The following is a 12,585-nucleotide window of genomic DNA, read 5'->3' as shown; positions in this document are numbered from 1 at the left end:
GTTCGAACAGCAGGGAATAGCGCAGCGGATCGAGGTCGGTAATGGTCAGCGCATAGGCCACAAGGCTGCCCGCGCCCGACCCCCGCCCCGGCCCGACCGGAATGTCGTTATCCTTGGCCCATTTGATGAAATCGGCCACGATCAGGAAATAGCCGGGAAAGCCCATCTGTTCGATGATGCCCAGTTCGAAATCCAGCCGCTTGTGGTATTCCCCGACCGGCACGGCATGCGGAATGACCTTCAACCGCGCCTCAAGTCCCGCGCGGGCCTGACGGCGCAGTTCCTCGACCTCGTCATCGGCGAATTTCGGCAGGATCGGCTTGTGCTTGCTGACTGCAAAAGCGCAGCGGCGGGCGATTTCGACTGTGTTTTCCAACGCCTCGGGCAGATCGGCGAACAGGACCGCCATTTCCTCGGGCGATTTGAAATAATGCTGCGGGGTCAGACGGCGGCGGGGCTGGGACTGATCGACATAGGCTTTTTCGGCAATGCAGATCAAAGCGTCATGCGCCTCGTACATGTCGGTCCTGGGGAAATAGACATCATTCGTCGCAACCAGTGGCAATTCCATGGCATAGGCCAGTGCGATCAACCCGGCCTCGGACGCGGTTTCGGCCTCGGTCAGCTTGCCGTTTTCCGCAGGGTGGCGCTGCAATTCCACATACAGCCGCGTCGCAAAAGCTGCCGCCAGCCGCCCGGCCAGCGCCGCCGCCTCGTCAGCCTGCCCCTGCGCAATCAGCAGGCCCAACGGCCCTGTCGCCCCGCCGGTCAGGCAGATCAGCCCCGAGGCGTGGTCGCACAGTTCCGCCACCGTGATGTGGGGCAAGCTGCCATCCTTGCGCAGGTACAGGCAGGATGACAGCGCCATCAGGTTCAGCCAGCCCTGGTGATCCTGCGCCAGCAGGACGACCGGCCCCGTCGCATCGGCCTGCAAGACCATCTGACAGCCGATGATGGGCTGCACCCCCTCGCCCATCGCCTTGACGCTGAATTCCAGCGCCGCGAACATGGCATTCGTATCGGTCAGCGCCACCGCCGGCATTCCCGCCTCGGCCGCCAGCTTTGGTAATGTGCCTACCGGAATCGCACCTTCCAGCAAAGAATGCTCGGAATGTGTGCGAAGATGGATGAACCGGGGGGATTTGCTCGACATGTTACCACATGTATCCCAGCCTGACCAAACAGCGCAATTGCCCAAACGCCCCCGAACGCGCTAAGCAGGCAGAGGCTTGACCGGAGGGACAAATTTGAACGCGACCGAGGTGTTCCGAGCAGAGGGGATCAGCAAAAACTATCCCGGCATTCGCGCCAATGATGGTGTGTCCTTTCAGGTGGCTCCCGGCGAGATCCACGCGCTTCTGGGCGAAAACGGGGCGGGCAAGTCCACTCTGGTCAAGATGATCTATGGCCTTGTGCGACCGGATCAGGGACGGATGTTCCTGAACGGCCAGCCTCATCGCCCCACCGATCCGCGGGCGGCGCGGGTGGCGGGGGTGGCGATGGTGTTTCAGCATTTCTCGCTGTTCGACGCGCTGACGGTCGCGGAAAATATCGCGCTGGGGATGGAAAACCCGCCCCCCCGCCGCGAACTGGCCGCAAGGATCACGCGGGTCAGCCACGATTTCGGCCTGCCCCTGAACCCCGCGCGCCGCGTCGTCACCCTGTCCGCAGGCGAACGTCAGCGGGTCGAGATCATCCGCTGCCTGTTGCAGAATCCGCGCCTGCTGATCATGGACGAACCGACCAGCGTGCTGACCCCGCAAGAGGCGGAACTGTTGTTCGCCACGTTGCGCATCCTGGCCGGTCAGAGCACGGCGATCCTGTATATCAGCCACAAACTTGATGAAATCCGCAGCCATTGCGACCGCGCAACGATCCTGCGCCACGGCAGGGTGGTGGACAGTTGCGATCCCCGCGCGCATTCGGCCCGCGAACTGGCCGCGATGATGGTCGGCGGCGAGATGCGCCAGATCGACCGCAGCGGCCGACAAGCGGGCGAGGTTCTGTTGCAGGTCGCCGACCTGTCCCTGCCCGCCCCGAATGCCGAGGGAACGGCGCTGAAATCCGTCGCCCTGGCCCTGCGCGCGGGCGAGATTCTGGGCATCGGCGGGGTGGCCGGAAACGGGCAAGAGGAATTGCTGGCCGCGCTGTCCGGCGAAACCGTCAGCCGCCCCGGCTTGATCCTGCTGGAGGGGCGCGACCTGTCTGGCGCTTCCCCGCAGGCGCGGCGCAAGGCCGGTCTGCTGGCCGCACCCGAGGATCGGCTGGGCCATGCCGCCGTGCCCGATTTCAGCCTGACGGAAAACACCCTGCTGACCGCCGGGCCGCGCCGGGGGCTGGTCAGGAACGGGCTGATCGACGGGCGCGCGGCGCGGGATTACGCCGAACAGGTGATCCGCGATTTCGATGTCCGCACCCCCGGCCCCGGCACCGCCGCCCGCGCCCTGTCGGGCGGCAATCTGCAAAAATTCGTCATCGGTCGCGAAGTGTTGCAGGCCCCGCGCGTTCTGGTCGTGAACCAGCCGACATGGGGCGTGGATGCGGGTGCCGCCGCTGCCGTACGCCAGTCGCTGCTGGATCTGGCGCGGGCGGGCGCGGGCGTCATCGTGATCAGTCAGGATCTGGATGAACTGCTGGAACTGTCCGACCGATTCTGCGCCCTGAACGAAGGCCGCCTGTCCGATCCCCGCCCGACCGAGGGCCTCAGCCTTGACGAAATCGGGCTGATGCTGGGCGGCGCGCATGGCATGGAGGCCGCGCATCCATGATCCGGCTTGTTCCCCGGACCGAGGCTTCGGTCATCTGGCAATTCGCGACGCCGCTGCTGGCCGTGCTGGCCACGATGATCACGGGCGGCGTGCTGTTCGCGATCATGGGTTATGACCCCGTCGCGGCGATCCGCACGATCTTTTGGGATCCGCTGTTCGGCATGGCATCGGGCTATTCCCGTCCGCAACTGCTGGTCAAGGCCGCGCCGCTGATCCTGATCGCCTCGGGGCTGGCCATCGGGTTCCGGGCAGGCATCTGGAATATCGGTGCAGAGGGGCAGTATATCATTGGCGGCATTTCGGGCGCGGCTGTCGCGCTGGCGGCCTATCCGGCGGAAGGGATGTGGATTTTTCCGGCGATGGTGCTGGCGGGCGCGCTTGGCGGCTGGGTCTGGGGGATGATTCCGGCGATGCTGCGCAACTGGTTCGGCGCGTCCGAGATCCTGGTGTCGCTGATGCTGGTCTATGTCGCGCAGAAGATCGCGGCGTGGATGGCCTTTGGCCCGATGAAGAACCCCGAAGGTTTCGGCTTTCCCGGCTCGCGCAACCTGCAACAATATCCGCCCGCCGCGAACCCCGAGCTGATCGCCGGTACCGGCGCGCATTGGGGCGTGGTCGCGGCGGCTCTGGCCGTGCTGGCGACATGGTTCCTGATGAGCCGACATATCCGCGGCTTTCACATCCGCGCCGCCGGGCTTGCCCCGCGCGCGGCGCGTTTTGCCGGTGTGCGCCCCGAAACGCTGGTCGCCTTCTGTCTTGGCCTGTCGGGCGCGCTGGCCGGGCTGGCCGGGCTGTTCGAGGTCGCCGGTCCTGCGGGCCAGATCACCGACAGCTTTGGATCGGGCTATGGGTTCACCGCGATCATCGTTGCCTTTCTGGGCAGGCTGAACCCCGTCGGCATCCTGTTGGCGGGGCTTTTGCTGGCGCTGACCTATATCGGCGGCGAACTGGCGCAACTGACCCTGCAACTGCCCGCCGCAACCGTGCAGGTGTTTCAAGGGATGCTGCTGTTCTTCCTGCTGGGATTCGATTTGCTGACCCGGTTTCGGGTGGAACGGAGGATCAGGGCATGATCGACCCGCTTTCCGTCTTTCTGCTGCTGCTGGCCGCCGCCACACCGATCCTGTTTGCCGCTCTTGGCGAATTGGTGGCCGAGCGCGCGGGCGTGCTGAACCTTGGCGTCGAGGGGATGATGATCACCGGCGCGCTGGCCGGGTTCGCCGCTGCCCACGCGACCGGCAGTCCCTTTGCCGGCTTTGTTGTCGCCGCACTGGCGGGGGCGGCGATTTCGATGCTGTTCGCGGCGCTGACGCAATATCTGCTGGCCAATCAGGTCGCATCCGGCCTTGCGCTGACGCTGTTCGGCCTTGGCCTTGCCGCGCTGTTCGGCAAACCGCTGGAGGGGATCAAGGCCCCGCCGATGACGCCCGGCCCGCTGCGCATCAACTGGATCGTCTGGCTGGGGCTGCTGATGGTGCCGCTGGTCTGGTGGTTCCTGAACCGCGCACGTGCCGGGCTGATCCTGCGCGGGGTGGGCGAGAATCACGAGGCGGCGCACGCGCTTGGCTATGACGTGCGCGCCGTGCGCATTGCCGCCATCGCCTTTGGCGGCGCGATGGCGGGGGTTGGCGGGGCCTTCATCTCGATTGCCACAGTGCTGCAATGGACCGAGGGCATGACGGCGGGTGCGGGCTGGATCGCGTTGGCCATCGTGGTATTCTCGAACTGGACGGCCATTGGCGTGCTGGCCGGCGCGTGGCTGTTCGGCGGTGTGACCGTGCTGCAATTGCGATTGCAGGCGGCGGGGGTGTCGGTGCCGGTACAGTTGCTGTCGATGGCCCCTTATCTGGCCACCATCATTGTCCTTGTGCTGATCTCTGCCCGGCAGAAATTCAGCCGCCGTGCGGGCGGGGCCGCCCCCGGTTCGCTTGGACAGAATTTTCACGCGCTGCACTGAGGCGCAGCCCATAACGGAGAGCAAACCCCATGAACCGCAGAGAACTTCTGTCCAGCATCGCAGCCCTGACCACGATCAGCCTTGCCGCGCCCGCCTTTGCGCAGGACGGGCCGCTGAAAGTCGGTTTCATCTATGTCGGCCCGGTCGGCGATGGCGGCTGGACCTATCAGCACGATCTGGCCCGTCAGGCGATCGAGGCGGAATTTGGCGACAGGATCCAGACCACCTTTATCGAAAGCGTGCCCGAGGGCGCCGATGCCGAACGTGCGCTGACCCAGCTTGCGCTGGCCGGGAACAAGCTGATCTTTGCGACCAGCTTTGGCTTCATGGACGCGGTGATGAACACGGCAGCCAAGTTTCCGGACGTGAAATTCGAACATGCCACCGGCTACAAGCGCGCCGAAAACGTGTCCACCTATGACGCTCGTTTCTACGAGGGCCGCGCGGTCATGGGCACCATCGCGGGCCGGATGACCAAATCGAACAAGATCGGCTATATCGGTTCTTTCCCGATCCCCGAGGTGATTCAGGGCATCAATTCCAGCTTTATCCACGCCCGCAAGGTCAACCCCGATGTCGAGATGAAGATCGTCTGGGCCTATAGCTGGTTCGACCCCGCAAAAGAGGCCGACGCCGCCGCCGCCCTGATCGCCGAGGGGGTGGATGTGATCCTGCAACACACCGATTCGACCGCCCCTCTGGCCAAGGCGCAAGAGGCGGGCGCAATTGGCTTTGGTCAGGCCAGCGACATGTCGAATTTCGCGCCGACGCCGCGCGTGTCATCAATCATCGACAACTGGGCACCCTATTACATCAGGCGCGTCGGGCAGGTGCTGGACGGAAGCTGGACCTCGGAAGGGACATGGGCCGGGATCGGCGATGGCGAAGTGCAGATCGGCGACATCACCGATGCCGTGCCCGCCGACGTGAAGGACGAGGCGCTGGCCCTGAAAGACCAGATCGCCAGCGGTGCCTATCACCCCTTTACCGGCCCTCTGAACAAGGCCGATGGCAGCGCATGGCTGGCCGACGGACAGGTCGCCACGGATGAAGAACTGGCGGGCATGAATTTCTATGTCGAGGGAATCACGGCAGAAATCCCCAAGTAACCGACCGGCCCGGAAACGGAAAACGCCTCGCCCCTGTCCGGGGGCGAGGCGTCGGCATTCATTGCGCCGGCATCACTGCGCGGCCGGCTTCATCAGATCACCCATGATCTTGTCCGTGTCAAAATCCACACTGGCCTGCCGGGGCGGATAGTCCTTGAAGGTTTCAAAGAACTTCTGCGTGATGCCTGCGGCGGGTGTCAGTGCCCAGGACCGGTTTTCCTGCCATTCGTCATAGCCGCGCGCCTCGTGGAAACGCTCGAACGGGTCAAGATCAAGACGGGTGATCAGCGGCGTCACCAGCTTGTTCTGGACACCGTTGAACCATTTGTCCTGACTGGTAAACAGGAATTTCCATTCGCCATAGCGCATGCCGTGGAAGGTCGTCTCGGTGAAGAAGAAGAACTCCATCCGGTTGCTGGGACCGGTTTTCGACAGCATCGGCGTCTGGTCGTAACCATCCAGATGAACGCGGTATTCCTTGCCGCCAATATCGGCACCGTCCAGCAGATCCTCTTTCAGGTCGGGGCGACCAAGCTGGGACATGATGGTAGGAACCCAGTCCTCCATCGTCATCAGCTCGCCCGTGGTGGTGCCCGCCGGGATCAGGCCCGGCCATTTGACCGCCATCGGCACCTTGAAACCACCCTCATAGCCGCCGACGCCCTTTTCGCCCCGGAACGGCTGGTTGCCACCATCGGGCCATGAATTTGACGCCGCGCCATTATCGGTCGAGAACATCACCACGGTGTTCTCCGCGACGCCAAGCTGATCCAGCAGATCCAGCAATTCGCCCACATCGTCGTCCATCTCGGTCATGCCATCGGCATAGACATTGCCCGTTCCGGTGATGCCGTCGTAATGGTCGTCAAGATTGGTGCGGTAATGCGTCCGCGTCATGTTATGCCAGACAAAGAACGGTTCATGCGCGTTCGCGGCATCGGTGATAAAACGCTTGGACTGATCCAGCACCTCCTGATCCAGCGTGCGCTGCCGTTCCTGCCCGAAATTGCCCAGATCCTCGATCTTTTGTTCGCCGCCCTCGGGGGCGGCAAATGAATGAATGATCCCCCGCTGGTGAATGCCCAGATCGTCGAAGAACTTGTGCGGGTAATCAGGCTGTTCGACATATTCGCCCGCGTTCAGATGATAGAGAATCCCATAAAATTCGTCAAAGCCATGCGCGGTCGGCAGATGTTCGTCCAGATCGCCCAGATGGTTCTTGCCGAACTGCCCGGTGCGATAACCAAGCGGTTTCAGCATTTCGGCCAGTGTCGGATCCTCGGCCTGCAACCCGATGGGCGAACCGGCAATGCCCACCGTCGCAAGGCCAACCCGGATCGGATATTGCCCGGTCAGAAAGGCCGCCCGACCCGCCGTGCACGAGGCCTGAGCATAGTGGTCCATGAACAGCATCCCGTCCTGGGCAATGCGATCAATATTCGGAGTCTCGCAGCACATCATCCCCCGGTGATAGGCCGAGATGTTCCACATCCCCACATCGTCACCCCAGATCACAAGGATATTCGGGCGCGCCGTTTCCTGCGCGGCGACCGGGGCGGACAAAAGGGCAAGGGACGCAACCGCCCCTGCGATCAGCTTATTCATATTGTTCAGCACTCCATTTACATCTTTTGATTGTATTGTCCAAAGTTCCCGCAACGCAGAAGATGTGCGTTCTCGTTTCGGCAGGCTTTTCGGACCCCTGGGCAGACATGTTCAGGCAAGTTCCGGCAGCCTCGGCAGCAAAACGCCCGACCCGATGGTTTGGTTCACCCGTAGCGTGAAACAAAATTCGCAAGGATGCGCCCGGAAACCCTGCTATCCACATCCGCGACCAGCGCCGTCAGCGCCTCCGCCTGATCGGGCGGGAAATAGCCCTTGTCGCGATAGACGCGGATCCGCAGAATAAAACTTTCGCCGCCAGCCTCGGGGTGGAACTGCGTGGCATAGACATTCCGGCCCGCACGAATCATCTGAAACGGGCAGTTTTTTCCTGACAACAGATGTGCGCAACCGGCAGGCAGGGCATCCAGCGCCTCTTTATGGCCAACCATCGCGGTAAAGCTGTCCGGCAGACCCTCCAGCAGAGGGTCGGCGGCACCTTCGGGCGTCCTGCACACGGTGATCGGGCCGATCGGTTCGCCGTGGTGATCCTTGGTCACGGGGGCGTTGAGGTGATGGCCCAGAATGCCGATGCCATAGCAGCAGCCCAGAAACGGAAAATCGTGCCGGGTGATCTGCGGCATCAGCGCAAGGATCGCGGCCTCGATCCGCGCCTCGGCAAGGGTTTTCTTGTCAGGCGGATCCGAGACGCAGCCCGGCCCGCCGCCGACGATCACCCCGGCATAGTCGTCCAGCGCAAGATCGGCGGGGATCGCCTGCTGATCCAGCCGTATCCGGCGGACGCGCGACGCATCCAGCCGACCGCGATGAAGGATCGCGGCAAATTCCTCATCCGCAGCCTCGTCCTCGGGGCGCAACTGCATGATCAGGAACGGCTTCATGCGCCCCCCTTTCAGCCTGCGGGCATGCGCGTTTCGACCATGCCGGCATACCAGCTTGCGCCGGCCGGAATGATCTCGTCATTGAAGCAATAGGCAGGATGATGCAGCCTGGCGCTGTCGCCATTGCCCAGAAAGATATAGGCACCGGGCCGTTCGTTCAACATATAGCTGAAATCCTCGCCTCCCATCAGCGGCTGGATGTCCAGATCGACACCGCCCGCGATGCTGCGCGCCACATCGGCGGCCCAGTCCGTCGCTTGCGCGTCGTTCAGCGTCACGGGATAGCCGCGCTGGAAATCGACCTCGGCCCGCGCACCCATCGCCGTCGCCACATGGGTAGCGATGCGGGTGACGCCCTGTTCCAGCAGGTCGCGCAGTTCGGGATCCAGACTGCGGGCCGTCCCCTTCAGCCGGACCTCCTGGGCGATGACGTTATGCGCGCTGGAATCGGTCGTCACCGCCGTGACCGAGACCACACCGCCTTTCAGCGGATCGATATTGCGCGAGACCAGCGACTGCAGCGCCACGATGATCTGCGCCGCCGCAAGCGTCGCGTCAACGCAGTCATGCGGCATGGCGGCATGCCCGCCCTTTCCGGTCACGGTGATGTCGAACTGATCGGCAGCGGCCATCATCGGGCCGGGACGGATGGCGAATTGCCCGGCGGGAAGGCCGGGCATGTTGTGCATGCCGTAAAACTCCTGAATCTGCCAGCGATCGGCAAGACCATCGGCGATCATCGCCTGACCACCCGCGCCGCCCTCTTCGGCGGGTTGAAAGATCACCACGGCAGTGCCATCGAAATTGCGCGTCTCGGCCAGATATTTCGCCGCCCCCAGCAACATCGAACTGTGCCCGTCATGGCCGCAGGCATGCATCACGCCCGGCGTTTTCGAGGCGTAATCCAGCCCGCTTTGTTCGTGGATGGGCAGCGCGTCCATATCGGCGCGCAGCCCCACCACGCGGCCATGCCGGTCGGTCCGGCCCCGGATCACCCCGACAACGCCGGTGCGCCCGATCCCCTCGGCCACTTCATCGCAGCCAAAGTCGCGCAACAGCGCGGCGACCCTGCCGGCAGTCCGGTGCACATCATACATCAGTTCCGGGTGCTGGTGAAAATCGTGCCGCCATGCGGTGATCTCGGGCAGCAACTCGGCAAAGCGGTTCTTTACGGGCATGATCCTGTCTCCTGTCAGACACAGGTTAGTACATCGCGTGCAGTTGGCAAGCGGCACGCGATGCCACCCGTCACAGAAGCCGCGCGGTCTGATAGACGGACAGCGCGCAGATCAGGATACCCACCAGCACCAGCAGAACCCGATGCGGAATGATCCGCACGACATAGCCCGCCAGCGGTGCTGCGGCCAGACCGCCGACGATCAGCCCCAGAATGGCCGCACCATGCCCGGTCAGGCCGGCGGCGTTGTCCCAATGACCAGTCGCAAGCGCCGTCAGGAATGCAACCGAGACGGCGAGGGTCAGGAAGAATTCGGCCGTGTTCACCGTCCCGATGACCGGACGCGGTGCCCCGCCCGTACCCAGAAGACCGGTCGAAACCACAGGCCCCCAGCCGCCACCGCCCGCCGCATCCATGAAACCGCCGACAACACCCAGACCGCCCGCAAATCCACGGCTGTGTTCACGATAAACGTCCGGGTAAACATAGGCGCGCCACAGGATGTAAAGGCCCATCAGCCCCAGATAGGCTGCAACCACCGGCTTCATGAAGCCCGCATCGAATGTGGTCAGAACATAGGCCCCGAACACGCCGCCCAGAACTCCGGCGGGCATCAGCACCCGGAACAAGCGCCAGTTGACATTACGGTGCCAGACATGGCTGGCGGCGCTTGCGCCGGTCGTAAAGCACTCGGCCGCATGTACCGCCGCCGAGGCCGCAGCAGGCGTCACCCCGAAGCTGAGCAGCACCGATGACGACACGACGCCATAGGCCATCCCCAAGGCACCATCGACGATCTGCGCCAGAAAGCCGACAAGCAGGAACAGCACGAACGAATCTTCCATCTTTGTCTCCTTTGATGGTTGATTCGATAAAGCCATAATTCCCATCTGAATGATAGGATATTTTCGAAGCCTGTCCGTCAGGGGGGTGAACGCCCCAAAAGGGGACGTGCCGCCGCAACCTGCTGGCGGGTGCAGGACCGCACGCCAAACTCAGTGCTGCGTCACGCCGGTCTTGCGGCACGGATCAGGCGGTTGGATCAGACCGTGCCCGAACACCTCGTCCGGGCCGGCCATGCCCAGATCCTCGGCGCTGTTTTCCATCCGGCTGCGAATCTCGGCAACGCTCAGCCCCGGTTCCGCCTGTAGCAGCAGCGCGGCGGCGGCGGTCACGAAAGGCGCGGCATAAGAGGTGCCGGTCTTGTTGCGCCGGCCGCTGATCGAGGCCGCCGTCCACACATCCACCCCCGGCGCGGCAAGGTCGATATGTCTGCCCCGGTTTGCGCGACGATAGACCTGCGCGCGCCGGTCCACCGCCGTCACTGCGATCACCGGGCGATAGGCGGCGGGATAGGCGGGCTTGGCCGCCGGACCGCCATTCCCGGCTGCCGCCACCAGCACAATCCCTCCCCGCTCCATCCGCCGAAGCTGTTGCCGCAGCGTCTGATTGGGCGGGCCGCTGATCGATAAATTGACGATGCCCACCTGTTTCCCGGTCAGGTAATCCAGCGCCTCGACCAAGGCAAAGGCATCCATCCTTTCATCCCCGCCGACCTTGTGAAAGGCGTCCACGGCGACCAGTTCGGCATGGGGCACAAGCCCCGGCGCGCGGGTGTCGGACTGGCCGACCAGCAGAGCGGCGACGGCAGTGCCATGCAGCTTGTCCGAGGGCGGAAGCTGGTCGCCTGGCTGGATCCGGTGGACGCGAATCCGCGCGCCCCTCAACGCGTCATGATCCGCATTCAGCCCGGTATCGACCATCCCGATCCGCGGCGGCATGCCACAACCCCCTGTCACCGCAGGCCAAGCAATCATCTGCCGCGCCAGACAACTGCCTTTCGTACATCCGGGTATCGCAGCAGCAGCGCCGGCGTTTTCCGTGCGATAGTAATGGTTGAAATCCGCCGACCCGGTCGAGGCAAGCCCCCGGACCATATCGCGCGCCGCCAGCATGGTCATCGCCGCAGGCTTGCGCAGGCGGAAGAATTCGTCACCCGAGGCAAGCCGAACCCGGCGCAGTACGGTGAATCCGGCCGCTTGCAGAGTCTGCAAATCCTCGCCCGACAGGCTGCGGGCGATCACCTCATTCGGGGCGCGGCGCGGCAGAGGCGCAACCTGCGCGCGTGGCGCGGGCGGGGTGCGCAGGCGCGGCAGGGAAATCGCTGGCAGGCGCGGCTGAACCTGACGGCGGCGTGGTGTGGCATCATCGTCATCGTCATCCGCCCATGCCGCCGAAGGCATCCAGCCAAAGCCGCCGGGGCGCAGATCGGCCACCAGCATCGCCATGATAACGGCCAGAAAAAGCGTCACCCGGATCTGCATCGTATCCTCCACGGAAGTTTGCTGGACATTCTACGTTGCACGCATTCTATTATTCCCATTATACAAATTTTTTGAACCCGGAGTTAATATGGATGCGGCTTTCAGCGAGGCCCTGATCGCCCTGCTGCCCAATCTGCGCCGATTTGCCCTGTCCCTGACCCGCCGGGGCGATACGGCAGACGACCTGGTTCAGACCACCGTCGAGCGTGCCATCGCCCATGCAGACAGCTTCGATCCGACACAGCGGCTTGAGCCGTGGCTGTTCCGGATCCTGCGCAATGCCTTTATCGACCAGACCCGACGGCAACGCAGCGCCGGGAATCAGGTCGATGTCCACGAAATGCCCGAGGTGCTGCCCACCGATCCCGGCCCCGCGCTTGAGGCACGGCTGATGCTGCACAGCGTGCAGACAGCAATGGCCGGGCTTACCGACGAGCAGCGCGAAGTTCTGCATCTGGTCTGTGTCGAGGAACTGAGTTACGCTGAAACCGCACGCATTCTGGACATTCCCGCAGGCACGGTAATGAGCCGCCTGTCACGCGCCCGTCTCGCCTTGTCACAAAAACTTGGAATAAAGTGATGGCTGACGCGTAGTCAGGTCAGGATCGCAAAGGGAAACGGAACCATGCAGATCGACGACGAAACCCTGATGGCGCTGGCCGATGGCCAACTTGACCCCGCGCGGGCCGGGGAATTGCGCCGCATGATCGCCGCCTATCCCGACCTGCAAACCCGCCTGAACCGAT

Annotated in this window: 11 protein-coding genes; 5 read left to right on the top strand and 6 right to left on the bottom strand. The window is 63.6% G+C overall.

Annotated elements, in window-relative coordinates; all coding sequences use genetic code 11:
- On the bottom strand, window positions 1–1,153 hold a 1,153-nt coding region (locus ACK5L9_RS22665; RefSeq protein WP_416913719.1), incomplete at its 3' end, for a PHP domain-containing protein.
- Window positions 1,154–1,247: 94 nt separating this feature from the next.
- On the opposite strand from ACK5L9_RS22665, the gene ACK5L9_RS22660 reads away from it, so the two are divergent.
- From ACK5L9_RS22660 to ACK5L9_RS22645, 4 genes are read left to right on the top strand one after another with little or no spacing between them, the layout of a single operon-like run.
- Window positions 1,248–2,768 (top strand): ABC transporter ATP-binding protein, encoded by a 1,521-nt coding sequence (locus tag ACK5L9_RS22660; protein ID WP_416913718.1) that lies wholly within the window; start codon window positions 1,248–1,250, stop codon window positions 2,766–2,768.
- Entirely contained in the window at window positions 2,765–3,841 is a 1,077-nt protein-coding gene (locus ACK5L9_RS22655) for an ABC transporter permease (protein WP_416913717.1), read from the top strand. Before ACK5L9_RS22660 ends, ACK5L9_RS22655 begins: the two co-directional genes overlap by 4 nt.
- On the top strand, window positions 3,838–4,725 hold the full coding sequence (locus ACK5L9_RS22650) for an ABC transporter permease (protein ID WP_416913716.1): 888 nt from the start codon (window positions 3,838–3,840) through the stop codon (window positions 4,723–4,725). Before ACK5L9_RS22655 ends, ACK5L9_RS22650 begins: the two co-directional genes overlap by 4 nt.
- A gap of 29 nt (window positions 4,726–4,754) precedes the next feature.
- Complete coding sequence (locus tag ACK5L9_RS22645) at window positions 4,755–5,834, top strand: BMP family ABC transporter substrate-binding protein (RefSeq protein WP_416913715.1); 1,080 nt, start codon at window positions 4,755–4,757, stop codon at window positions 5,832–5,834.
- A 72-nt stretch (window positions 5,835–5,906) separates the two neighbouring features.
- Here ACK5L9_RS22645 and ACK5L9_RS22640 read toward each other — a convergent pair whose 3' ends face one another.
- The 5 genes from ACK5L9_RS22640 to ACK5L9_RS22620 form a co-directional block, all read right to left on the bottom strand.
- Complete coding sequence (locus tag ACK5L9_RS22640) at window positions 5,907–7,439, bottom strand: arylsulfatase (RefSeq protein ID WP_416913714.1); 1,533 nt, start codon at window positions 7,437–7,439, stop codon at window positions 5,907–5,909.
- 164 nt (window positions 7,440–7,603) lie between these two features.
- On the bottom strand, window positions 7,604–8,338 hold the full coding sequence (locus ACK5L9_RS22635) for a glutamine amidotransferase (RefSeq protein WP_416913713.1): 735 nt from the start codon (window positions 8,336–8,338) through the stop codon (window positions 7,604–7,606).
- An 11-nt stretch (window positions 8,339–8,349) separates the two neighbouring features.
- Window positions 8,350–9,516: a M20 aminoacylase family protein gene (locus tag ACK5L9_RS22630; RefSeq protein WP_416913712.1), complete on the bottom strand. Its 1,167-nt coding sequence runs from the start codon at window positions 9,514–9,516 to the stop codon at window positions 8,350–8,352.
- Between the two features lie 70 nt (window positions 9,517–9,586).
- Window positions 9,587–10,360, bottom strand: coding sequence for a sulfite exporter TauE/SafE family protein (locus ACK5L9_RS22625; protein WP_416913711.1), 774 nt, complete (start codon window positions 10,358–10,360; stop codon window positions 9,587–9,589).
- A 150-nt stretch (window positions 10,361–10,510) separates the two neighbouring features.
- The gene (locus ACK5L9_RS22620) at window positions 10,511–11,851 is read right to left on the bottom strand and encodes a S8 family serine peptidase (RefSeq protein WP_416913710.1); all 1,341 of its coding nucleotides are present in this window, start codon (window positions 11,849–11,851) and stop codon (window positions 10,511–10,513) included.
- Window positions 11,852–11,927: 76 nt separating this feature from the next.
- On the opposite strand from ACK5L9_RS22620, the gene ACK5L9_RS22615 reads away from it, so the two are divergent.
- Entirely contained in the window at window positions 11,928–12,419 is a 492-nt protein-coding gene (locus ACK5L9_RS22615) for an RNA polymerase sigma factor (protein WP_416913709.1), read from the top strand.
- Window positions 12,420–12,585: the final 166 nt, after the last annotated feature.

This window comes from Paracoccus sp. (in: a-proteobacteria) (genome assembly GCF_047973135.1).
In the GTDB taxonomy this organism is placed as follows: Bacteria; Pseudomonadota; Alphaproteobacteria; order Rhodobacterales; family Rhodobacteraceae; genus Paracoccus.
Note: the sequence above shows the minus strand (reverse complement) of the source record. Positions and strands in the feature narration are given on the sequence as shown.